The organism is Pseudomonas fildesensis (genome assembly GCF_001050345.1).
Classification (GTDB): domain Bacteria; phylum Pseudomonadota; class Gammaproteobacteria; order Pseudomonadales; family Pseudomonadaceae; genus Aquipseudomonas; species Aquipseudomonas fildesensis.
In genome coordinates this window covers 467684-490558 of the sequence record NZ_LFMW01000001.1, presented here as the reverse complement: position 1 = coordinate 490558, position 22875 = coordinate 467684, and the positions used below count along the sequence as shown (strand labels likewise).

General features: G+C 59.9%; 27 protein-coding genes and 1 pseudogene. 20 read left to right on the top strand and 8 right to left on the bottom strand.

The annotated features are described in order from the left end of the window. Positions 1-31 precede the first annotated feature (31 nt). From ACR52_RS30880 to recX, 13 genes and pseudogenes are all read left to right on the top strand, one after another. Complete coding sequence (locus ACR52_RS30880) at positions 32-205, top strand: hypothetical protein (RefSeq protein ID WP_173439163.1); 174 nt, start codon at positions 32-34, stop codon at positions 203-205. Positions 206-207: 2 nt separating this feature from the next. After that, positions 208-1373: pseudogene (locus ACR52_RS02420) on the top strand (phage tail protein). Continuing rightward, entirely contained in the window at positions 1373-1879 is a 507-nt protein-coding gene (locus ACR52_RS02415; protein ID WP_048720103.1) for a phage major tail tube protein, read from the top strand. Before ACR52_RS02420 ends, ACR52_RS02415 begins: the two are co-directional and overlap by 1 nt. Before the next feature lie 51 nt (positions 1880-1930). Further along, a complete protein-coding gene (locus ACR52_RS02410) occupies positions 1931-2503 on the top strand; it encodes a phage tail assembly protein (protein WP_048720102.1) in 573 nt (190 codons plus the stop codon). Between the two features lie 128 nt (positions 2504-2631). Next, positions 2632-4107: a hypothetical protein gene (locus tag ACR52_RS02400; protein WP_048720100.1), complete on the top strand. Its 1476-nt coding sequence runs from the start codon at positions 2632-2634 to the stop codon at positions 4105-4107. Next, positions 4107-4490 (top strand): phage tail protein, encoded by a 384-nt coding sequence (locus tag ACR52_RS02395; protein ID WP_048720098.1) that lies wholly within the window; start codon positions 4107-4109, stop codon positions 4488-4490. The genes ACR52_RS02400 and ACR52_RS02395 overlap by 1 nt, the downstream gene beginning before the upstream one ends. Beyond that, complete coding sequence (locus tag ACR52_RS02390; RefSeq protein WP_048720097.1) at positions 4483-4695, top strand: tail protein X; 213 nt, start codon at positions 4483-4485, stop codon at positions 4693-4695. The genes ACR52_RS02395 and ACR52_RS02390 overlap by 8 nt, the downstream gene beginning before the upstream one ends. Before the next feature lie 9 nt (positions 4696-4704). Continuing rightward, positions 4705-5715 carry a contractile injection system protein, VgrG/Pvc8 family gene (locus ACR52_RS02385; protein ID WP_048720095.1) on the top strand — a complete coding sequence of 337 codons (1011 nt, stop codon included), beginning with the start codon at positions 4705-4707 and terminating at the stop codon, positions 5713-5715. 22 nt (positions 5716-5737) lie between these two features. Continuing rightward, positions 5738-6295 carry a glycoside hydrolase family 19 protein gene (locus ACR52_RS02380; RefSeq protein WP_048720093.1) on the top strand — a complete coding sequence of 186 codons (558 nt, stop codon included), beginning with the start codon at positions 5738-5740 and terminating at the stop codon, positions 6293-6295. Beyond that, positions 6283-6783, top strand: a complete 501-nt coding sequence (locus ACR52_RS02375; RefSeq protein WP_048720091.1) for a lysis system i-spanin subunit Rz — start codon at positions 6283-6285, stop codon at positions 6781-6783. The genes ACR52_RS02380 and ACR52_RS02375 overlap by 13 nt, the downstream gene beginning before the upstream one ends. A gap of 81 nt (positions 6784-6864) precedes the next feature. After that, complete coding sequence (locus tag ACR52_RS02370) at positions 6865-7365, top strand: CinA family protein (RefSeq protein WP_048720089.1); 501 nt, start codon at positions 6865-6867, stop codon at positions 7363-7365. Positions 7366-7448: 83 nt separating this feature from the next. Beyond that, positions 7449-8507, top strand: coding sequence for a recombinase RecA (gene recA / locus ACR52_RS02365; RefSeq protein WP_048720087.1), 1059 nt, complete (start codon positions 7449-7451; stop codon positions 8505-8507). Positions 8508-8515: 8 nt separating this feature from the next. Beyond that, positions 8516-8983, top strand: coding sequence for a recombination regulator RecX (gene recX / locus ACR52_RS02360; protein WP_048720083.1), 468 nt, complete (start codon positions 8516-8518; stop codon positions 8981-8983). Between the two features lie 59 nt (positions 8984-9042). On the opposite strand, the gene ACR52_RS02355 is transcribed toward recX, so the two are convergent. Continuing rightward, positions 9043-10155 carry an LOG family protein gene (locus ACR52_RS02355; protein WP_048720082.1) on the bottom strand — a complete coding sequence of 371 codons (1113 nt, stop codon included), beginning with the start codon at positions 10153-10155 and terminating at the stop codon, positions 9043-9045. Between the two features lie 78 nt (positions 10156-10233). On the opposite strand from ACR52_RS02355, the gene ACR52_RS30755 reads away from it, so the two are divergent. Beyond that, positions 10234-10398: a hypothetical protein gene (locus tag ACR52_RS30755; RefSeq protein WP_161799282.1), complete on the top strand. Its 165-nt coding sequence runs from the start codon at positions 10234-10236 to the stop codon at positions 10396-10398. A 135-nt stretch (positions 10399-10533) separates the two neighbouring features. Here ACR52_RS30755 and ACR52_RS02350 read toward each other — a convergent pair whose 3' ends face one another. Next, on the bottom strand, positions 10534-10974 hold the full coding sequence (locus ACR52_RS02350; protein ID WP_048720080.1) for a PA3611 family quorum-sensing-regulated virulence factor: 441 nt from the start codon (positions 10972-10974) through the stop codon (positions 10534-10536). Between the two features lie 196 nt (positions 10975-11170). Here ACR52_RS02350 and ACR52_RS02345 point away from each other — a divergent pair, with 196 nt between their 5' ends. The 3 genes from ACR52_RS02345 (at position 11171) to ACR52_RS02335 (ending at position 13230) form a co-directional block, all read left to right on the top strand. Beyond that, positions 11171-11890, top strand: coding sequence for a tRNA-uridine aminocarboxypropyltransferase (locus ACR52_RS02345; protein ID WP_048720078.1), 720 nt, complete (start codon positions 11171-11173; stop codon positions 11888-11890). A gap of 251 nt (positions 11891-12141) precedes the next feature. Continuing rightward, positions 12142-12792 (top strand): response regulator transcription factor ErdR, encoded by a 651-nt coding sequence (gene erdR, locus ACR52_RS02340; RefSeq protein WP_048720076.1) that lies wholly within the window; start codon positions 12142-12144, stop codon positions 12790-12792. A 75-nt stretch (positions 12793-12867) separates the two neighbouring features. Beyond that, positions 12868-13230, top strand: coding sequence for a diacylglycerol kinase (locus ACR52_RS02335; RefSeq protein ID WP_017137081.1), 363 nt, complete (start codon positions 12868-12870; stop codon positions 13228-13230). Positions 13231-13233: 3 nt separating this feature from the next. Here the strand turns inward: ACR52_RS02335 and ACR52_RS02330 are convergent, their stop codons facing one another. Next, a complete protein-coding gene (locus ACR52_RS02330; RefSeq protein WP_048720074.1) occupies positions 13234-14160 on the bottom strand; it encodes a LysR family transcriptional regulator in 927 nt (308 codons plus the stop codon). Positions 14161-14284: 124 nt separating this feature from the next. Between ACR52_RS02330 and fpr the strand changes: the two genes are divergently transcribed. Beyond that, positions 14285-15064 carry a ferredoxin-NADP reductase gene (gene fpr / locus ACR52_RS02325; protein WP_003231344.1) on the top strand — a complete coding sequence of 260 codons (780 nt, stop codon included), beginning with the start codon at positions 14285-14287 and terminating at the stop codon, positions 15062-15064. A gap of 119 nt (positions 15065-15183) precedes the next feature. Here the strand turns inward: fpr and tsaA are convergent, their stop codons facing one another. The 5 genes from tsaA to rimO form a co-directional block, all read right to left on the bottom strand. Next, positions 15184-15879, bottom strand: coding sequence for a tRNA (N6-threonylcarbamoyladenosine(37)-N6)-methyltransferase TrmO (tsaA, locus tag ACR52_RS02320; protein WP_048720072.1), 696 nt, complete (start codon positions 15877-15879; stop codon positions 15184-15186). Between the two features lie 71 nt (positions 15880-15950). Beyond that, on the bottom strand, positions 15951-16412 hold the full coding sequence (locus ACR52_RS02315) for a YehS family protein (protein WP_048720070.1): 462 nt from the start codon (positions 16410-16412) through the stop codon (positions 15951-15953). A 69-nt stretch (positions 16413-16481) separates the two neighbouring features. Beyond that, positions 16482-17192, bottom strand: a complete 711-nt coding sequence (locus tag ACR52_RS02310) for an rRNA pseudouridine synthase (protein WP_048720068.1) — start codon at positions 17190-17192, stop codon at positions 16482-16484. Between the two features lie 160 nt (positions 17193-17352). Then, positions 17353-17823, bottom strand: coding sequence for a GNAT family N-acetyltransferase (locus tag ACR52_RS02305; RefSeq protein WP_048720066.1), 471 nt, complete (start codon positions 17821-17823; stop codon positions 17353-17355). A 103-nt stretch (positions 17824-17926) separates the two neighbouring features. Next, positions 17927-19267 carry a 30S ribosomal protein S12 methylthiotransferase RimO gene (gene rimO, locus ACR52_RS02300; RefSeq protein WP_048720064.1) on the bottom strand — a complete coding sequence of 447 codons (1341 nt, stop codon included), beginning with the start codon at positions 19265-19267 and terminating at the stop codon, positions 17927-17929. 292 nt (positions 19268-19559) lie between these two features. Between rimO and ACR52_RS02295 the strand changes: the two genes are divergently transcribed. Further along, on the top strand, positions 19560-21461 hold the full coding sequence (locus ACR52_RS02295) for a potassium transporter Kup (protein ID WP_048720063.1): 1902 nt from the start codon (positions 19560-19562) through the stop codon (positions 21459-21461). A gap of 126 nt (positions 21462-21587) precedes the next feature. Then, positions 21588-22694 carry an NADH:flavin oxidoreductase/NADH oxidase gene (locus ACR52_RS02290; RefSeq protein ID WP_048720061.1) on the top strand — a complete coding sequence of 369 codons (1107 nt, stop codon included), beginning with the start codon at positions 21588-21590 and terminating at the stop codon, positions 22692-22694. The last annotated feature ends 181 nt before the right edge of the window (positions 22695-22875 follow it).

Sequence of the window (22875 nt, the reverse complement as noted above, 5' to 3'; positions counted from 1 at the left end):
TTTGGCGTTTTCCATCCGGAGAATTCGACTCATGCCCAACCGCCAAACCTACACCGTCCTCATCCCATTCCCCGTCGGCGCCGGCCACTGGTCCACCGTCGGCCAGGAACTGGAACTGCTGGACGTCGAAGCATCCGCCCTGCGCACCGCCGGCCGTCTGGAGCTCACCCGCGTCCTCAACTCCACCCCCAAGAAGGCTGAATAATCATGGCTGAGGTTTTGAACTTCGAGCACAACGGCATCACTGTGAATGCCACTGAATCCCCCGAGGCCATGGGTGGCCTTGGCGACAACGTCATCGGCTTGGTCGGCACTGCCCCAATGCCCATGCGTCGATCCCGAAAAATGCGCCGTTTCGCATCAATAGCTTCACCACCCAAGCGCTGCTGGACCCCACCGGCGCGGAGAGTGGCACGCTGTTCCACGCCGTCTACCAGATACTCAAGGTAGTAAAAGTGCCGGTCTATGTGGTGATCGTGGAGGAGGGCGCGACCCCGGCGGACACGATCAACAATGTGATCGGCGGCAACGAACCCGTTACCGGCCGCAAACTCGGCCTGGCTGCCCTGAGCAGCGTGCCGGAAGACCTGACCATCATCGGCGCCCCAGGCTTCACCGGCACCAAGGCCGTGGCCGGCGAGTTTGCCTCCTTCGGCAAGCGTATCAAGGCTCGCGTCGTGCTGGATGGCAAGGACGCCTCGGTCGCCGACCAGGTGACCTACAGCGGCGAACTGGGCGGTGCCGACCTCGGTTTCGACCGTTGCCTGCTGGTGCACAACATGCCGGCGGTGTACTCCAAGGCCGCGAAGAAAAACGTATTCCTGTCGCCGTCCTCTTTGGCTATTGCAGCACTGGCCAAGGTCAAGCAGTGGGAAAGCCCGGGCAATCAGGTGACGTTCGCCGAGGATGTTTCCCGCGTGGTCGAGTACAACATCCTCGACACCTCCACCGAAGGCGATCTGCTCAACCGCTACGGCGTGAGCTACTACGCCCGCACCATCCTCGGCGGGTTCTCGCTGCTGGGTAACCGCTCCATCACCGGCAAGTTCATCAGCTACGTCGGTCTGGAAGATGCGATTAGCCGCAAGCTGGTCAAGGCCGGCCAGAAAGCCATGGCCAAGAACCTCACCAAGTCCTTCATGGACCAGGAGGTCAAGCGCATCAACGACTGGCTGCAAACCCTGGTCGCCGACGAAACCATTCCCGGCGGCAGCGTGTACCTGCACCCGGAACTGAACAGCGTCGAGAAGTACAAGAACGGCACCTGGTTCATCGTCATCGACTACGGCCGCTACGCGCCGAACGAACACATGGTTTATCAACTCAACGCCCGCGATGAAATCATCGAGCAGTTCCTGGAGGACGTTCTCTAATGTTTACCAACCGAGTCAGACAGGCCATTGCGGCCACCCTTCAGGGCCTGCCGTTGTCCGCAACCGTGGATTCGTTCACGCCACCGAAGATCGAGTTCGAGATGGAGGCCATGACCGGCGGCCGTTTCATTGCCGAAGAAATGGCCAAGAGCGGCAAACCCCTGGTTGCTACCTTGGTCCTGCAAGGCGCCGGCCCGGAAATCATGCTGGCCCTGGGCGTGCGCCTGGGTGACGACATCCTGCTGAACGTGCGAGAAGCCGGCCAGGACCAGGACGGCAAGACCTACTTCACTTACCACACCGTCGGCGGCAAGCTCAAATCCCTGGCCGAGGCGGCGATGGTGATGAACACCAAGGCCACCACCACCCTGGAACTGTCCTGCCGCACCTACAACCGTCTGGAAAACGGCATTCCGGTGATCGACATCGACGTGCGCACCCAGAAGTTCGTGCTCAACGGCGTCGATATTCTCGGCGACGCCCGCCGTGCGGTACTAATGCCGTAACACCCAGGGGGCGGGCGTGCTCGCCCCCATACTTAACCAAGGAATTGCCCCATGGCCTGGATGCCACCCCTGCACCTCCTGCTGTCTCCGATCACCGCCGACACTGGCGCGACGATCCAGCAGGTCCAGCTCAAACCGCTGTACTACGCCGCGCAAAAAGACGCGCTGGCCCGGGCCGGTGACGACGAGGACGACCAGTTTTTCGAACTGGCGAAACTCGCCACCGGCTTGTCGGAAAAAGAGCTCGACCAACTCAAGCGCCCGGACTACGTGAGCATCGCCCAGTACGTACATGAAATGTCGACTCGCCCCGCATCGTTCTTCCGGGGCGAGCGCGATGAATCGACGCTGCATGAACAGGTGCAATTGTTGCTGCCCCTCGACGCTGCCGGCCGTACCTTGGCCGCGCTTCCCCTGGAGATGCCCGCCCTGCGTGCGACAAAAGTGATGAAAAAACTCGCCACCAACAAAGAGCGCGCCGAGTTCATCACCGCTCACTGCACCGGCCTGATGATCCCTGATCTGGCTGGCTTGACCGTGCCCGACTGGACAGAACTGCAGGAGCGCATCGACGATTTTTTAAATCAACCGGCGGACTTCTTTCGGAGCGCGACATCGAAGTAATCCTCGATGTGGTGCCGCTGATTTACTCGGTCAATGAAGCGGAAATCCTCGACTGGGACGCCGGAAAAGCATTGCGCCGCTACGACATTGCGATCACTCGCCTTGGCGTTAAACAGGAGTAGAGCGGGATGCAAGAGACTCAATATGGGCTCAGGCTCGCGGAAGAAGACAAACGCTGGATGACCTTTGCCGGCCTGTCGGGTGATGCGGATCTCAACAGTGTGCTGGCGCCGCTTCACGATAACTTTGTCGGGGCTTCCAGCCTCGATGCTACGCCGCAACCAGAATCGGAACTCAGCGTGGCGCTGGTGAATGTCAGCGTGGATATCAACGCTTTGACGCTGGAGCAAGTGCGCCTGCGCGAGACACTGGAAACGCTCAATAGCACGTTGTTCATTACCGGGGATTCGTTGGCAATCAAGACGGTGGATACCCGCTCCGTGACGTCTGGGGGTGAGCAGAAAGAACCGGCGCCAGTTGCCGGATCCTGGGTCGACAAAGGCCTTGAGATGGGGGCGGATGCCGGTAAGTTCGTCGGCAAGGAACTAATGTCCAGCGTGTGGGACACCCTTAAGAGCAGAGTCTCGGGTAAGGCGATTGATAAAATCGCAGAGAAGATTCCTAGCACGCGCAAATGGCTCAAGGACGACAGCAAGGGCAAGGACTGCTGCTGCCCTGGCGAACCTCTTCTTGCGCCCAAACCCCCGAACATCTTCATGCCTCCTGACAATGGTCGTGCGGGTGAGCCAAAAAACTCCGGAAAGAGAGCTAGCTCAGGCTCCGGTAAAAAAACCGGCAAGGTGAGGACGTTGCTGCGTGGTGTTTTTGATGGGCAGAGCAAGGCTGTGTTCGGTGGCTCTCGGGCAAGCTTCCACGCCGGGACGTCGGCTTTGTCCCCCTCCAGCAGTCGTCAGGGCCTTGGCAACGGTGGCGCTAAGAACCTCGGTTTGATCGGGGCATTGGAGCGTGGTGTGGTTGCCATGCCCGGAGACGCAGGAGGTAAAACTCACAATACACTTCAAACCTCAGTTCCTACTCCACGCCCTGCGCCTGCGGCCCATTCACCCGGCGTGCCTACCTCCCGCCTGGCCGGAGCGATGACCCGTCTGGAGTCGTTCGGCGCCCGCCGCCTCGGCCCGTTGAAGTATGCCGACACCGCCGTGGATCTGATCCAGGGCGTTCGCAACGGCGACGCAAAAGCCATCGGTACCGGCCTCTCCACAGCCGGTGGCGCCTGGGCTGGCGCCTCCGCCGGAGCGGCCCTTGGCACACTGGTTTTCCCGGGCATCGGCACCGCTGTCGGCGGCGCCATCGGCGGTTTGCTGGGCAGCGAGGCGGGCTCCTGGCTCGGTGACAAACTGTTCGGCGCAAGTGATCGTCTGCCAGCCCCCAACACGGTGAGCAAGGAGCTCAACAGTGCCCGCACGGACAGCGTCCAGGTCACCATTGCCCCGAGCATCCAGATCACCGGCGTCAACCCCGCCGATGCCCAGCAGGTCGTCAATCAAGTGATCCAGGCCCTGCAATTCCAATGCATGCCGATGGTCACCGACTCTCTGGGGATCCGGCGCAACGCGGCACTGGCCGATCCAGGAGGTGATTGATGCGACAACAAATGGTACTGGGCGACTTCATTTTTGGGCTGTCCCGAGGGTTTGCCTATTCCTCGTTGATCCGCAACAGCGACGGCGGCTGGAGTGACCTGGCGATTATTGCCAGCAAGCCCCAGTCACGTCAGAACGGGCAAAAGCTCGAAAAGCTCACGTTCGGTGGCGCCGCCATGTACGCCATCGGCATGCAGCGACTGGACGAATTGCGCGCGCTGCAAAATGCGCGGGCACCGCTGCCCCTGGTCGATGGCATCGGCCGTAATTGGGGGCTCTGGCGGATCAATTCGCTCGTGGAAACCCAGGGCAATGTGATCGATGACGGCACCGCCATGAGCATGACCTGGGTCCTTGAACTGGAGGAGTTCGTCAATGCGTAGAGTGCGAAGTATTGCCGGTGATTCGGTCAACCTGCTGCTCTACCGAGAGTTGGGTCGTTGCGATGACGCGGCGGAAGAAACCCTTTGGCGCCTGAACCCTGCGCTCGCCGAATACGGCCCGGCTCTACCTGCCGGGGTGTGGGTCATCGTGCCGGAAATGCAATCGCGGCCGGGTGCGGTACGGCCCGTTTTGGCATGGGATTAAGGAGGTTGTATGGCACAGGGATTTACGCCAATCGTCGAGTTTTACGGCGCCAATGCGGCGTTGCTCAATCAGCGCCTGATGCACTGGAGCCACACCGATGCCGCCGGTATTGAGTCTGATCGGCTTGAGTTGACCCTTAATATCGAGGGGCTGGAAGGCCTGCCGAGCCTGAGTGGCAAGATCGGCTTGCGCGTCGGTTATGTGGAATCGGGGTTGGTGGAAAAGGGCGAGTTTGTCGTCACCCAGCGAACCCCGGTGCTGTTTCCCATGCGCTTGATGATCGTGGCGACTGCAGCGCCGTTCAGCGTGGCGGACGCCAGCGGCTATCGCCAGCGTCGATCTGCCAGTTACGGGCCGACCACCTTGGGTGCGTTGTTTCGCCTGCTGGTCAGCCGTCACGGGTTTTCACCCCGTGTGGCGCCGACGCTGGATGCTATTGCGATAACGCACATCGACCAGTCCAACGAAAGCGACATGGCGTTCATCACACGCCTTGCAAAACGCTACAACGCCGTCACCAAACCGATCAACGAACTGTATGTGCTGGCCGAAGCCGGGCAGGTCAAGTCGCTCTCCAACCAGCTATTGCCCGAGGTGACGTTATCCGTGACCGAGGACAACCGCCCCGGTGAACACGCCTTCATCAGCGCCAAGCTCGACGAAACATCACGTGCGAAGTACGAGGGCAGCCGCGCCACCTGGTGGGATGCCGCAGGGGGCAAGCAGCGCGTGGTTCAGGTCGGGAATGCCCCGTTCAAAACCTTGCGCCAACGCTTTCAGGATGAAGCTGAAGCCCGCGCCGTGGCCGAAGGCGAACTGCGCCGTGTGGGGCGTGAGGGTTTGAAGCTGATGATCGATTGCCCAGGTAACCCGTTGCTGGCCGCCGAGGGGTTGTTGCTACTGGATGAAACTTGGCCTTCGTACATGCGGGGGCGATGGTCGATGAAGCAGGTGGTTCATGTCGGCGATCCGGTGACGGGTTATCGCAGCTCGATCACGGCGGGTGGGTTGTCGGTATAGAGGCTTTTCAAGAGTAAAACCAATGGTGATAACACTTTCCCAGCTTCTTGACGTCATGCCGGGTGCTCGCCTTAGAGCGGGCCTTTTTTTAAGTGCTCTAAATGCAGCTATGGACCTTTACCGGATCAACAGTCCCCAACGCACCGCGGCCTTCCTCGCCCAAATCGGGCACGAATCCGGCGAACTGCGCTACGTCCGCGAACTGGGCAGCGATCAATACCTCAGCAAATACGATACTGGCACCTTGGCCGCCCGCCTGGGCAACACCCCCGAAGCCGACGGCGATGGCCAGAAGTACCGGGGCAGGGGGCTGATTCAGATCACCGGGCGTCGCAACTATTTAGCGTGCAGCCAAGCGCTGTTCGGCGACGATCGCTTGTTGCGACACCCGGAACTGCTGGAGCAGCCGCAATGGGCTACCGAATCTGCCGCCTGGTTTTGGCAAAGCAATGGCCTGAATGAACTCGCTGACAAGGACCAATTCACCACCATCACCCGGCGCATCAACGGCGGCCTCAACGGCCTGGAGGACCGTTTGCAGCTATGGGCGCGGGCGAAGGTGGTGTTATGCGTTTCTTAGGGATGTTCCAGTTGATTGGTGTTTGTTTGCTGATGGCAGTTACCTGGCAGGTACAAGCCTGGCGATATGCCGCACAACTTGAGCGGCAATCGGCTGATCACGCGCAGTCACTCAGCCAGCAACACCTGGCGGCCCTGAATCGACAGCAGGCTGAGCAAGACAAACGGCTGGCCCTGGAGCGAAAACTCAGCGCCCGCGATCAACAACATGCCCAGGAGCTGAGTGATGCGCAACGTAACCAAGCTGCTCTGCGCGACCGCCTGGCCACTGCTGATGTGCGGTTGTCAGTCCTTATCGACGCTGCCGACCCCGCCCTGGGCTGCGCAATGCCAACCCCCGCCACCGCCGGCGGCGTGGTTCATGCAGCCCCGCGAGCCCGACTTGACCCGGCGCATGCTCAGCGAATTATCAGCATCACCGACGACGGTGATAACGCCCTGATTGCCTTGCGAGCCTGCCAGGCGTATGCGCGTGCCGTAGCCCGTTAACCGCTTGATCCAGACTGTCACTTGCGCGTGGGATTTGCTCCTGTAGGGTAGGCAAACGCCCGCCCACTCCAGGAGACGACCGTGAAAGAAATCACCCAACTAGCTGCTGATCTGGGCCGACGTTTACAAGTGCTCAATGCCCACGTCACCACCGCCGAGTCCTGTACCGGCGGCGGTATCGCTGAGGCCATCACGCGGATACCGGGCAGCTCGGCCTGGTTCGAGGCGGGATACGTCACCTATTCCAATGGGCAGAAGACGCGGCAGTTGAATGTGCCGGAAGCATTGTTCGCCAAAGTGGGCGCCGTCAGTCAGGAAGTGGTGGAGGCGATGGTCAGGGGCGCGCAGGAAAAAAGCCTGGCACGTTTTGCCGTGGCCGTCAGCGGTGTGGCGGGGCCGGATGGCGGCTCGCCGGAAAAACCGGTGGGCACGGTGTGGCTGGCCTTTGGTGTTGGCGACGAGGTCACGGCTGAGTTGCAGCACTTCCCCGGCGACCGCGATGAAGTCCGCCGACAAACGGTAAAGGCCGCGTTAGAGGGCTTGTTGCGACGAGCTGCAGCAGAAATAGAAAATCAGGGGTAGGCGATCTCCGATCTTTGTGGAACAATACTGTCTACTTATACAGGTGTTGGCCGCCAGGCCTTATTGATTACGTGAGGACTTTAATGGACGACAACAAGAAGAAAGCCTTGGCTGCGGCCCTGGGTCAGATCGAACGTCAATTCGGCAAGGGTGCCGTAATGCGTATGGGCGATCACGACCGTCAGGCGATCCCGGCTATTTCCACTGGCTCTCTGGGTCTGGACATCGCGCTCGGCATTGGCGGCCTGCCAAAAGGCCGTATCGTTGAAATCTACGGTCCTGAATCTTCAGGTAAAACCACCTTGACCCTGTCGGTGATTGCCCAGGCTCAAAAAATGGGCGCCACCTGCGCGTTCGTCGACGCCGAGCACGCCCTCGATCCTGAATACGCCGGCAAGCTGGGCGTCAACGTTGACGACCTGCTGGTTTCCCAGCCGGACACCGGTGAGCAAGCGCTGGAAATCACTGACATGCTGGTGCGCTCCAACGCCATCGACGTGATCGTGGTCGACTCCGTGGCAGCCCTGGTACCGAAAGCTGAAATCGAAGGCGAAATGGGTGACATGCACGTGGGCCTACAAGCCCGTCTGATGTCCCAGGCGCTGCGTAAAATCACCGGTAACATCAAGAACGCCAACTGCCTGGTGATTTTCATCAACCAGATCCGTATGAAGATCGGCGTGATGTTCGGCAGCCCGGAAACCACCACCGGTGGTAACGCGCTGAAGTTCTACGCTTCGGTCCGTCTGGATATCCGCCGTACTGGCGCGGTGAAGGAAGGTGACGAGGTTGTCGGTAGCGAAACTCGCGTTAAAGTCGTGAAGAACAAAGTGGCCCCGCCATTCCGTCAGGCTGAGTTCCAGATCCTCTACGGCAAGGGTATCTACCTGAACGGCGAGATGATCGACCTAGGCGTACTGCACGGGTTTGTCGAGAAGTCCGGTGCCTGGTATGCCTACAACGGCAGCAAGATCGGTCAGGGCAAGGCCAACTCGGCCAAGTTCCTGGCGGATAATCCGGACATCGCCGCCACGCTTGAGAAGCAGATTCGCGACAAGCTGCTGACCCCAGCCCCCGACGTGAAAGCTGCAGCCAACCGTGAGCCGGTTGAAGAAGTAGAAGAAGCCGACACTGATATCTGAAGCAAACGATGACTGTTGTACTGGATACACTCGTCGCTGTTCGGCGCACTGCAATGGACCTGCTCGCTCGCCGCGAGCATGGTCGAGTCGAGCTGACGCGTAAACTGCGTCAGCGCGGCGCGGAGCCCGAGATGATTGATGCTGCCCTCGACCGTTTGACGGAAGAGGGGCTGCTGTCGGAATCCCGTTACCTCGAAAGTTTTGTTTCCTATCGAGCGCGCTCCGGCCACGGCCCTGCGCGAATTCGTGAAGAACTCAGCCAGCGCGGCCTGCAACGTGCCGATATCGACCTTGCCTTGCGTGAGTGTGGGATTAGTTGGCAGTCGCAGTTGGAAGAGACTTGGCGTCGCAAGTTCTCTGGGCATCTCCCAATAGATGCCAAGGAGCGCGCGAAACAGGGGCGCTTCCTGAGTTATCGCGGGTTTTCGATGGAAATGATCAGCCGCTTATTCAGCGGCCGAAGTATGGACGACTGAGTAATGCAAAACAAAAAAGGCCCGCTATGAAAATAGCGGGCCTTTTTGCGTTTCAGGATTTACGCCGGCTCTGGCGCCACCCGCTGCTGGGCCTTCCCCTGAGCCTGTGCCCAATTCTCCGGCAAGTTGATGTAGTCCACCAACTCTCGCAGCCGGCCCTGATCGCGCCCGTTGAAGTTGAACACCAACCGCGTCAAATGGCTGAAGCTCGGCTCATCATGGTCCTCGCCTGAATAGGCAAGCTGCTGAAAGTCCCCACTCAGCCGAAGGCTGGCGAACTCTTTCTGCAAGTGGGCCAAGGCGCGATCGCTGAGCGGGTGATTCATGCGCACCACGAACTCGCGCTTCAACCAGCGCGTGGAATGGAAGTTGGCATAGAACTGGTTGATCTCGTCCACCGCTTCTTCGGCGCTATACACCAGGCGTATAAGCTTGAGGTCGGTGGGCAGGATATAGCGATTGGCTTCCAGTTGGTTGCGAATGAAGTCCAGGGCGCCTTGCCAGAAACCGCCGCCTGGCGCATCCAGCAGTACTACCGGCACCAGCGGGCTCTTGCCGGTCTGGATCAGCGTCAGCACTTCCAGCGCTTCATCCAGCGTGCCAAAACCTCCCGGGCACAGCACCAGCGCATCGGCTTCCTTGACGAAGAACAGTTTGCGGGTAAAGAAGAAGTGGAAGGACAGCAGGTTCTCGGTGCCATCGATGGTCGGGTTGGCGTGCTGTTCAAACGGCAGGGTGATATTGAACCCCAGGCTGTGTTCCAGGCCCGCGCCTTCGTGGGCCGCAGCCATAATGCCGCCACCGCCGCCGGTAATCACCATCAGGTCTGAGCGTGCCAGCGCCGCACCCACTTCCCGGGCCAGCGCATACAGCGGGCTTTCGGCCGGCGTTCGGGCTGAGCCGAACACGGTGACCTTGCGCCGCCCCTTGAACTGTTCCAGTACGCGGAAGGCGTGGTCCAGTTCGCGGATCGCCTGCAAAGTGATCTTGGCGTTCCAGCGGTTACGGTCGTCCTGAGCCATGCGCAGGACAGTGAGGATCATGTCGCGATAAAGCGGGATATTCGGGCTGTTGGGCGCAATCAACTGGAGCTGAGCTTCGACCTGCTGCGCGAGGTCGGCTCCGTTTTCTTCGAAATGCCGAAGCAGGTGGTCATTCGGTTCGTAAGGCATTCAACTTCTCCTTCTTCACAGAGCCTGGGTCAACGGCGAGAAATTCGTCCGGGGCCACGACACTGCATGTGCCGCTGCATGCCCAAGGCATTGCACGATGTTCGCCAAGCGGCAAAGCGAGCTCTGTCTGTTCCTTGTGATGTGGAAACCTTTGCGCTGCGAGTCGCTGGAGGGCAATCCTCTTTTGCTCTGAAAGTGTTACAGAACGGCGTAAAAGTCGTTGTGAACGCGCAGCAGGAATGACTCGATCATGGGCCGAAAAACCCTTGGCTGGCAACCGCTTATTGGTCACTCATCAAGCGGTTTAGTCGTCGGCGGGAAATTGAAGCGGTGCAAGTGCGCGCCACTGGACAGCAGCGCGCGAGGGTCAGGCAGGGTTTACTTTTTCTTCTTCGGTGCAGCCGGTGCCGGGCAATCCGCTTCCACGAATTTCACCGATGCCACCGGGCGGTTGGTCTTGTTCTCGGTAATTTCATAGCGCATGACGGCGCCCTTTGCCATCAACTCGCGATAGCCCTTGTTCAGGCACACGCTTTGGCCCAGCTGGAAGTAAACAGCTTTGGGGTTGGCGCGCATCTGTTCGGCGCGATCAGGCAGTACGCTGAGGTGATCGATCAGTTGCAAGCCCTCGACGGTATAGGCCACTTCCAGGGTTTTTTCGTCGATTTCCCGTGGCAGGTCCTTGTTGCTTTCGGCCGCGACGCTTTGCAGCTTCTTGTTCAATTGGGCCTCCAGCAGCGAGGCCGCTTGGGCGCCTACAGGCAAGACCAGCGCAAGGGCGACGGATGGGGCGACAAGACGCAGCATGGAACGCAGCATGAAACTCTCCTGATTCGGTTACTGGTGCATAGACCAGCCACTGCGCTGTGCGTTCAGTGGCGCGCGATTATAGGTGACCCCTTGCCACTACAGCCAGGCGTATCGATGGAAGAGCGTGTGGCTCTGGTAAACTGCGGCCACTTAAGCCCCCACGAGTTTTCTCAGTGCCGATCTACCTGTCCCAATGGCGCATCCGATGAGCCACGCCGTTTCCCGCCTGCGCACCCAGCGCCTGGCGCGCGCGATCAAGCCGTTCGTCAACCGTGGCTCGCGTGCCGAACGCTGCGCCGGCTGCCGGGTCATTCCGCAATACTGTCTGTGCGCCTGGCGGCCCAAGGTCGAGGCCAAGTCCGCCATGTGCCTACTGATGCATGACGTCGAACCGATGAAACCCAGCAACACCGGCTGGCTGATCGCCGATGTCATCGACGACACCACGGCGTTCGCCTGGTCGCGCACTGAGGTGGACCCCGACTTGCTCACCTTGCTCGCTGACCCTCAATGGCAACCGTATATCGTGTTCCCCGGCGAATTCGTGGTGCCTGAACGGGTCGTCAGCCAAGTAAGCGTGGAGGAGGGCAAGCGTCCGCTGTTTATCCTGCTGGACGGTACTTGGAGCGAAGCGCGCAAAATGTTTCGCAAAAGCCCATATCTGGAGCACCTGCCGGTACTGAGCCTGGCACCGGAACAACTGTCGCGCTACAAGCTGCGTCGTTCAAAACGTGATGACCATTTCTGCACCGCCGAAGTGGCAGCGCTGTGCCTGGAGCTGGCCGGTGACCAAGCCGCCAGCGAAGTGCTGGATGCTTACCTCGACGTGTTCAGCACTCATTACCTGGCCGCCAAGTTCCAGCAACCGCTGGACCTGGCTGACGTCGTCCATACTCGTCTTGCTCCCTCTATACCTGGGCTATAACCAGACGACGTTTGCATGATGGCACCGCAAACTCGCACGCCGCCAAAATGCCCACGGGCGTAGTGCTTGACCCCCCAGCCTACGCTGGGCATGCTGGGCGCCGATTGGGGCACAACCGTGAATTTTCGACGTCGTTTCAGGTGCTTTTGACGTTGAGCTTGCCCTGTGGCGATGGCTGCCTGGCCGTCGCCTTGTGTACTGGCTAACCCTGAACCCATCAGGGCTGCCATAAAAACAGGATCATTTAATCAATGGCCACATACGAAATCCTGATAGCCGATGACCATCCGCTGTTTCGCAGTGCGCTGCATCAGGCCGTAACCCTGGGCCTTGGCCCGGATGTCCGCCTGGTCGAAGTGGCCAGCATTGCCGAGCTGGAAACCCGCCTTACCGAAAAATCCGACTGGGACCTGGTACTCCTCGACCTGAACATGCCTGGCGCCTATGGTTTCTCTGGGTTGGTGCTGTTGCGTGGGCAATACCCGCAGATCCCGGTGGTGATGGTCTCGGCCCAGGAAGAAGCTGACATAGTGGTGCGCTCCAAGGAGTTTGGCGCCAGCGGCTTCATTCCCAAGTCCAGTTCGATGGAAGACATCCAGAAAGCCGTGCGCACGGTGTTGGATGGCGATGTGTCCTGGCCGCCGCAGGCGTTTGAAGAAATCAACGTGTCCGACGAAGCCAAGGCCGCCCGCGATGGTCTGGCCAGCCTCACGCCCCAGCAGTTCCGAGTGTTGACCATGGTTTGCGAAGGCCTGCTGAACAAGCAGATTGCCTACGAGCTGAGTGTGTCGGAAGCGACCATCAAGGCCCACGTAACGGCGATTTTCCGCAAGCTGAATGTGCGTACGCGCACCCAGGCGGCGCTGCTCTTGCAACAACTTGAGTCAATTTCGCATCATTAAAATGTAACCGATTCACGCTTTTTTGACTTTGCGTGATCTAGTTTCCCCACTTCTTTGGTTCAGTTGCCTACGTCTATGTCGCCTTTCAAGGGTCAAACCGGTATCAAACGTATCTTCAATGCAGGGGGCTATTCCCTGGATGGCCTGCGCGCGGCCTTCACCGGCGAGGCGGCGTTCCGTCAGTTGGTGTTGCTGAACGTCATCCTGATCCCCCTGAGCTTTTTCCTGCACGTCAGCCGAGTCGAGCGGGCGCTGCTGATTGCAGTGTGCCTGCTGGCGCTGATCGTCGAGTTGCTCAATTCGGCAGTGGAAGCGGCCATCGACCGGATTTCCCTGGATCGTCATCCCCTGTCGAAAAACGCCAAGGACATGGGCAGCGCCGCGCAATTCGTGGCGCTGACCATGATCACCCTGGTGTGGGCCGTGATCCTGATCTAAGGATCAGGCGATGCTCGGCAGCACGATCTCGTCGCTGCGCTGAACCCCTGCGGTGAAGGCGCGGCACAGTTCCAGGAACTCGCGCATTGCCGAGGTCTGGTACTTTTGTTTATGCCAGATGAAGTAGAACTGCCGGGCCAGGTCCAGGTCCGGGGTTTCCACCGGTACCAAACTGCCACGGCGGAACGCATCGCGCAGCGCCAGGCGCGAAATGCAGCCAATCCCCAGCCCCGACTCCACTGCACGCTTGATCGCTTCGGTGTGTTCCAGCTCCAGGCGGATGTTCAGCGCGCTGCGGTGATGTCGCATCGCCTGGTCAAACGTCAGGCGTGTGCCCGAGCCTTGTTCCCGCAGGATCCACGCTTCATGGGTCAATTCGTCCATGGTGGCGACGCCACGCTTGGCCAGATGATGCTGCGGTGCGCAAAACACTACCAGTTCATCTTCCACCCAGGTTTGCACCTCGATATCCGGGTGGCTGCAGTCGCCTTCGATTAGACCCAGGTCAATTTCGTAATGCGCCACTTGGTGCACGATATGCGCAGTGTTCTGCACATGCAGCTTTACCTGGCTTTCGGGGTGCTGCTGCATGAAGCTGCCGATCAGCAGCGTGGCCAGGTAATTGCCGATGGTCAGGGTGGCGCCGACCGCCAGGGAGCCGAAACCGGACTTGCCATTGAGCAGGTCCTCGATCTCCTTGGCCTGGTCCAGCAGCGCCACCGCCTGCGGCAACAGCTGACGCCCGAGGGCGTTGAGGCTCAGGCGTTTACCGGCACGATCAAATAATTGGCAGCTGGATTGACGCTCCAGCTCGGTAATCGAGGTACTGGCTGCGGATTGAGATAGGGCCAGAAGGCCAGCAGCGCGCGAGACGCTTTCCTGCTGGGCGACGGCGACGAAAACTTGCAGTTGACGGAGAGTAAATCGCATATCGATATAACCGATAACCCTTATCTTAATAATCCAGTTAACAGATATTGTCGCCGCCATTAGAATACTGTGCAATTGCGCAGCTATCAGTTGGCGCAGACCCATTTCCAGGAGTTCCCCGTACATGAGCAACATGAACCACGAACGTGTCCTCAGTGTTCATCACTGGAACGACACGCTGTTCAGCTTCAAGTGCACCCGTGATCCGGGCCTGCGCTTCGAGAACGGTCAGTTCGTGATGATCGGCCTGCAACAGCCCAACGGCCGCCCGCTCATGCGCGCTTACTCCATTGCCAGCCCGAACTGGGAAGAGCATTTGGAGTTCTTCAGCATCAAGGTGCCCGATGGCCCGCTGACTTCCCAATTGCAGCACTTGAAGGAAGGCGACGAGATCATCATCAGCAAAAAACCGACAGGCACTCTGGTGCTTGACGATTTGAAGCCGGGCAAACACCTGTACCTGCTCAGCACCGGTACTGGCTTGGCGCCCTTCATGAGCGTGATCCAGGATCCGGAAACCTACGAGCGTTTCGAAAAAGTGATCCTGTGCCACGGCGTGCGCTACGTCAACGAAGTCGCCTACCGTGAGTTCATCACCGAGCACCTGCCGCAGAACGAGTTCTTCGGCGAGGCACTGCGTGACAAACTGATCTACTACCCGACCGTAACCCGCGAGCCGTTCGAAAACGAAGGCCGCCTGACCGACCTGATGCGCAGCGGCAAGCTGTTCACCGACATCGGCCTGCCACCGATCAACCCTGAAGACGACCGTGCCATGCTGTGCGGCAGCCCAAGCATGTTGGACGAGACCAGCGAAGTGTTGAACAGCTTCGGCCTTAAAGTCTCGCCACGGATGCGTGAGCCGGGTGATTACTTGATCGAGCGTGCCTTCGTCGAGAAATAAACGCGGTAAAAAAATATGTGGGAGGGGGCTTGCTCCCGATAGCGGTTGATCAGCCAATACATGTGCTGACGGTCAGTGCGCTATCGGGAGCAAGCCCCCTCCCACATTTGGTTTCCGGTTTACTTCGCCGGAACCACTTCCAACACACAAATCATCCCCGCCTCCGGGTAGTGCCAACGCACATCCACATCCCAGAACTGCGCGCCATATTCGCGCTCAGGCCCAGGCGTTTGATAAGCCGGCCGTGGGTCTTGTGCCAGGCATTGGTCGATCAATGCGACCAACGGCTCGTCAAGGCGCTGAGCGTGGCCTTGTGCCTGGTGCAGGGCAGACTTCAGCCACTGCACCGGAATCAGCTGCGGCGCAGCGCTGGCGATGTTGTTGGTAGCGGTGTCGATAATGTCGGCATACGGCACATACGGCTTGATATCCAACACCGGGGTGCCATCGAGCAGGTCAATCCCGGAAATCCACAACTTCCCCGGCTCGACCTTGTCCAGCTTCACCACTGACTGGCCGATGCCATTGGGCCGGTGGGTCGCGCGGGTGGCAAACACGCCCATGGACGTGTTGCCGCCGAGGCGCGGCGGGCGCACTTTCAGGCGGGGCTTGTCTTCCAGGGCCTGGTGGAACAGGAACAACAGCCAGACATGGCTGACCTGTTCCAGGCCCTGCACCGCCTCACCCTGGTCGAACGGCGCCACCAGCTCCAGCACGCCCCGGGCGGCAGGCGCCAGTTGTGGCTGGCGCGGGATAGCGAACTTCTCCTTGAAGCAGGAGCGCACGAAGCCGACGGGCGAGACTTGGTAGGCCATTTCTGGAGCCTCAAGTTGCAAGCTACAAGCCGCAAGCTTCTAACTTGCAGCTTTGCGCTTGTGGCTGCGGATTAAGCTCTGACGCGCAGCGTCAGGCCCTTGAGGAAGTTGCGCAGCAACTGGTCGCCACAGGTGCGGTAGTTGGTATGGCCGAACTTGCGGAACAGCGCGCTCAGCTCCGGTTTGGACACCGGGAACTCAGAGGCCTTGAGGATCGCGTGCATGTCGTCTTCCTTCAGTTCGAAGGCCACACGCAGTTTCTTGAGGATGATGTTGTTGGTCACCGGGGTTTCGATCGGCTGCGGCGGACGGCTTTCGTCCTTTCCGCGCTTGAAGATCACCAGGCCATCGAGGAAATGGGCCATGACGTCATCCGGGCAGAACACAAAGCCTTCTTCCTCGTCTTTCTTGAGGTAAGTCAGCAGGTCTTCCTTGGTTACGTCCATGCCGCCGAGTTTGATCAGCTCGACCATCTTGTTGTCGCTGATGTCGAGCATGTAGCGCACGCTACGCAGTACGTCGTTGTGAATCATGATGGGCAATCCTGGTTTTCAACGGTGGACACCGCCCAATCAGGCGGTGTCGAAAAAAGGGGTAGCGGCTTAGAACTTCTCTTTGCCGGACAGGTAACGCCATTGGCCGACCGGCACCTTGCCGATGGACACGCCGCCAATGCGGATGCGACGGATGGCAATGACCTTCAGGCCAACGGCTTCGCAGAACAAGGCGATTACTCCCGGCTGCGGGTTTTTCATCGCAAAGCGCAGGCGGTTTTCGTTCTGCCAGCTGGCTTTCACCGCCGGCAGCTCTTTGCCTTTGTAGGTCAGGCCGTGATTCAGGCGGTTGAGGCCATGGGCAACCATGTCGCCTTCGACCTCCACCACGTATTCCTGCTCGATCTTGGTGGCATCGGCAGTTAACTTGCGCAGAATCTTCCAGTCCTGGGTAAACACCAACAGGCCGCTGGCCTTGGCTTGCAGGTCGGCGCTGGCGGTCAGGCGCAGGAAATGACCCTTGAGCGGGCGCTTGCTGAAACGGTGTTCTTCGGACAGGGTCTCGGCGCTGATCGAGGCCATCGCTGTCTCTGCATCCATACCAACAGGCGCGTGCAGCAGGATGGTCACTGGCTCCGGCGCAGTGGCCTTGGCCTCCGGGTCCAGCTCGACCTTTTGGGTGGTGACCTTGAACTGCGGCTCGTCGATCACTTCACCGTCCACCGAGACCCAGCCGCCTTCGATAAACAGCTCAGCCTCCCGACGGGAGCAACCGACCAGTTCGATAAGGCGTTTGGAGAGGCGTATGGGGTCAGTCATGACAAGGGCCGTAACAAAAGGGGGCGGCTATTGTACCTGCCTGGAGCCGGTTAATCCCGGCCCCATTTCAGCACGGTGCTTTTTACCCGAATTTACCTGAAACACGCCTATCCATCTGTAGGAGCCGGCTTGCCGGCTCCTACAGATGATCGGTGGCGTTTCAGCCGCTGCGTATTTGTTGCTGTTGGCGCAGACGCAGGTGCAGCAATGGATAGGGCTGGCCCAAGCCGTCATGTTCCGTGCGTCCAATCACCTCAAAGCCCTGCTTGAAGTAAAACCCCAGGGCCTGCGGGTTCTGTTCGTTGACGTCCAATTGATCGGCATTCATACACTCGATCGCATAACGCAGCAATTGCCGGCCCAGGCCCTGGCCCCGGTGCTGCGGGTCAATGAACAGCATCTCGACCTTGCCCGCCGCCACCCCGGCAAACCCGGTGATACGCTGGCGCGAGTCCTTGGTGCAGATCAGCATGACGGCATCCAGGTAGCGGGTCAGCACCAGGTTTTTCAGCAACACGATGTAACTGTCCGGCAAAAAAACATGGGTGGCCCGCACCGAGGCCTCCCAGATGCGCGCCAACTCTGGGTAGTCGCTGGTTTTAGGTGTGTGGATAGTCGAATGCTGACGCATGCCCGCTGCCCCTTGCCGGTGATCGGTGCTGATGGGCAAAACGATAGACCTAAAAAAGCCCCGCATCTTGTCCAGAGGCAGGGCTTTTTCAATTTTTTACAGCTTAGACGCGTTTTTCAGCCCACAAATCGTACTCGTCGGCGTCGGTCACGGTGCACCACACCTTGTCGCCCGGCTTCAAGCCGCTGGCATCGTCGATAAACACATTACCGTCGATTTCCGGGGCGTCGAAGAAGCAGCGGCCAACCGCGCCCTGTTCGTCGACTTCGTCGATCAGTACTTCGATTTCCTTGCCGATGCGCAGTTGCAGGCGCGCCGAGCTGATGGCCTGTTGGTGCGCCATGAAGCGATCCCAACGGTCTTGCTTGACGTCATCTGGCACCACGGCCAGGTCCAGCAGATTGGCCGGAGCACCTTCCACCGGCGAGTACTGGAAGCAGCCGACGCGGTCCAGTTGGGCTTCGGTCAGCCAGTCCAGCAGGTACTGGAAGTCTTCTTCGGTTTCGCCGGGGAAGCCGACGATAAAGGTCGAACGGATGATCAGTTCCGGGCAGATCTCGCGCCAGTTCTTGATGCGCGCCAGGGTCTTGTCTTCGAAGGCTGGGCGTTTCATGGCCTTGAGGACTTTCGGGCTGGCGTGCTGGAACGGGATGTCCAGGTACGGCAGGATCTTGCCGGCGGCCATCAACGGGATCAGCTCATCCACGTGCGGGTACGGGTAAACGTAGTGCAGGCGCACCCACACGCCCAGGCTGCTGAGGGCTTCGCAGAGTTCGGTCATGCGGGTTTTCACCGGCGCGCCGTTCCAGAAGCCGGTGCGGTATTTCACGTCGACGCCATAGGCGCTGGTGTCCTGGGAGATCACCAGCAGCTCTTTCACGCCGGATTTGACCAGGCGCTGGGCTTCGTCCAGCACATCACCGACCGGGCGGCTGACCAGCTTGCCGCGCATCGACGGGATGATGCAGAAGCTGCAGCTGTGGTTGCAGCCTTCGGAAATCTTCAGGTAGGCGTAGTGGCGCGGGGTCAGCTTGATACCTTGCGGCGGCACCAGGTCGATCAGCGGGTTGTGGTCCTGGCGCGGCGGCACCACTTGGTGCACGGCATTGACTACCTGCTCGTACTGCTGCGGGCCGGTCACGGCCAGCACGCTCGGGTGCACCTTGCGGATGTTGCCTTCTTCGACACCCATGCAGCCGGTGACGATGACCTTGCCGTTCTCCTTGATGGCTTCGCCGATCACTTCCAGGGACTCCGCCTTGGCCGAGTCAATGAAGCCGCAGGTGTTGACCACCACCACGTCAGCGTCCTGGTAAGTGGACACGACGTCATAACCTTCCATGCGCAATTGCGTCAGGATGCGTTCGGAGTCGACCAGAGCCTTCGGGCAACCCAGGGAAACAAAGCCAACCTTGGGGTTGGCTTTTGCGATGGTGGTGGACATGTCTAACCTCGGTATTGAATGACGCCGCCAGTCGGGCACGACAGGGCTGCGGACGGGCGCTTGGTGCGCCTCTGATCAAAAAGTGCGCAATTCTAGCGACGGGCAACGCACTTGACCAGCTTTATGCAGGGAAATGCGACGAGTGCTGCGCTATGCTTCCCGCCGTTGCACACGGGTGAAACCCGGGGGTCAATAAAACGTCTGTTACGAGAAGTAAAACGGCGCATCATGCTGGGTTCAGCTTAGACGCGTTGTTTATAAAAGACCTCAGGTCAAAGGGCAGGAGTGGTTGATGGGTCAGGCAAGTAGTCAGGCAGCGGATGCCGAGCATTCAAACGCCAAGCCGATAGGCATGCTGGTGGCAGCGGTCGGGGTGGTTTACGGCGATATCGGTACCAGCCCGCTCTACACCCTCAAAGAGGTGTTCAACGGCGGTTATGGGGTTCAGGTCAACCATGACGGCGTATTGGGGATCCTGGCGCTGATCTTCTGGTCGCTGATCTGGGTAGTGTCGATCAAATATATGCTGTTCGTGCTGCGCGCCGACAACCAGGGCGAGGGCGGCATCATGGCGCTTACTGCGCTGGCGCGACGCGCGGCCGGCACGCGTAAGCGGCTGCGCAGCTTCCTGGTGGTGTGCGGCCTTTGCGGCGCGGCGCTGTTCTACGGCGACAGCATGATCACCCCGGCGATTTCCGTGTTGTCGGCTATTGAAGGCCTGGAACTGGCGTTCGATGGCCTGGAAAAATGGGTGGTACCGATCGCGCTGGTGGTGCTGGTGGCGCTGTTCCTGATCCAGAAACACGGCACCGACCGCATCGGCAAGCTGTTCGGCCCGGTGATGGTCACCTGGTTCCTGGTGCTGGGCGCCCTCGGCGTCTACGGCATCCTGCAGCAGCCTGAAGTGCTGAATGCGATGAACCCGGTGTGGGGCGTGCGCTTCTTTATGGTCCATCCCGGTATCGGTGTAGCGATCCTTGGCGCGGTGGTGCTGGCGCTGACCGGCGCCGAGGCGCTGTATGCCGACATGGGCCACTTCGGTCGCAAACCCATCGCTCGCGCCTGGTTCATCCTCGTGCTGCCGGCGCTGGTGCTCAACTATTTCGGCCAGGGTGCCATGCTGCTCGGCGACCCGGAAGCCGCGCGCAACCCGTTCTACCTGTTGGCGCCAAGCTGGGCGCTGATCCCGCTGGTGGTGTTGTCCACACTGGCCACGGTGATCGCATCCCAGGCGGTCATTTCCGGCGCGTTCTCGTTGACCCGCCAGGCGATCCAGCTGGGTTACATTCCGCGCATGCACATCCAGCACACCTCGAGTGCCGAACAGGGCCAGATCTATATCGGCGCGGTGAACTGGTCGCTGATGGTCGGCGTAATCCTGCTGGTACTGGGCTTCGAGTCCTCCGGCGCGCTGGCGTCGGCCTACGGCGTGGCGGTGACCGGCACCATGCTGATGACCACCATCCTGGTGGCGGCGGTGATGCTGCTGTTGTGGAAATGGCCTCCGGTGCTGGCTGTGCCGCTATTGCTCTGCTGCTTGCTGGTCGACGGCCTGTTCTTTGCCGCCAACGTGCCGAAGATCATCCAGGGCGGCGCCTTCCCGGTGCTGGCGGGGATCGTGTTGTTCGTGCTGATGACCACCTGGAAGCGCGGCAAGCAATTGCTGGTCGACCGTCTCGACGAGGGCGGCCTGCCGCTGCCGATATTTATCAGCAGTATCCGCGTACAGCCGCCCCATCGTGTCCAGGGCACGGCGGTATTCCTCACCGCGCGGCCCGACGCAGTGCCCCATGCGCTGTTGCACAACCTGCTGCATAACCAGGTATTGCACGAGCAGGTGGTGTTGTTGACGGTGGTTTATGAAGATATTCCGCGCGTACCTGCCTCACGGCGCTTCGAGGTGGATGCCTACGGGGAAGGTTTCTTCCGCGTCATCCTGCACTTCGGTTTTACCGATGAGCCGGACGTGCCTGAAGCGCTGAAGCTGTGCCATTTGGATGACCTGGATTTCAGTCCGATGCGCACGACGTACTTCCTCAGCCGCGAAACGGTGATCGCCTCGAAGATCGAAGGCATGGCCCGATGGCGCGAAGGTTTGTTTGCGTTCATGTTGAAGAACGCCAACGGCAACCTGCGCTTCTTCAAACTCCCGGTAAACCGGGTGATCGAACTGGGCACCCAGATCGAAATGTAGGCCGTTGCAGCACGGGAGCTGGCAATCGGCTCCCGCTTTGCGTCTGAACCCTGTGCAATCCACCGTTGTCGACTAGGCTCTAAGCACTGTTTGAATAGTGCCCACAGAACCCAGAAGAGGTGCGCCATGAGTCAGCTGCTCGAACCCTATACCCTGCGCCAATTGACCCTGCTCAACCGCATTGCCGTGTCGCCGATGTGCCAGTACTCAAGCGTGGATGGCCTGGCCAATGACTGGCACCTGGTCCACCTCGGCAGCCGTGCCGTCGGCGGCGCCGGGTTGATTTTCACCGAAGCCACCGCCGTGACCGCCGATGGTCGCATCACCGCCGAAGACCTGGGCTTGTGGAACGACGCACAGATCGAACCGCTGCAACGCATCACCCGCTTTATCGCGGCCCAAGGCGCTGTGGCCGGGATTCAACTGGCCCATGCCGGGCGCAAGGCCAGCACCCATCGTCCTTGGATCGGCAAGCACGGCAGCGTCAAGTCGGAAGAGGGCGGCTGGGTGCCGGTGGGGCCATCGCCGATTGCCTTTGACCCGAATCACACGCAACCCAATCAGCTCGACGAAGGGCAGATCCAGCAAGTGATCGCCGACTTTGTCGCCGCCGCCAAACGCGCATTGACTGCCGGTTTTGAAGTGGTGGAAATCCACGCCGCTCACGGTTACCTGCTGCACCAATTTCTCTCGCCCCTGAGCAACCAGCGTCAGGACCACTACGGCGGTTCCTTTGAAAACCGTATCCGCCTGGTGCTGCAAGTCACCGAAGCCGTGCGCGAAGCCTGGCCTCAGGATCTGCCGTTATTTGTGCGAGTGTCAGCCACCGACTGGGTGGAAGACGGCTGGAACCCTGATGAAACAGTGGAACTCGCGCGCCGTCTGAAGGCCCTGGGCGTGGACCTGATCGACGTGTCCTCCGGTGGCACCGCCGCCAATGCCGAGATCCCCACCGGCCCCGGTTACCAGACGCGCTTTGCCGAGCGCGTGCGCAAGGAGTCGGGGATAGCCACTGGCACTGTCGGCATGATTACCGAACCGGCCCAAGCCGAACACATCCTGCGCACCTGCCAGGCCGACCTCATCTTCCTCGCACGTGAACTGTTGCGAGACCCGTACTGGCCGCTGCACGCCGACGACGATCTCGGCGGGCGCAAGGCGATCTGGCCGGCGCAGTACCAACGGGCGACTCACCGTGACCAGCCGATTCATGAGTCTGATCTCAGGGATTGACCTTTCGCTCGTTCCATCGAAACCCACCCTGACCCGGTGGGTTTTTTTACGCCTGGTCTGTGGGATAAAGCTGTAGGTATTTGTTACCGAAGCAATTTATTTAAGTGAATACTCTAAAAAAATCCCACAAGCATCGAGATTGTTTCTACTCTTAGGGTGAGTCTGATTTCTGGCCCAGGAA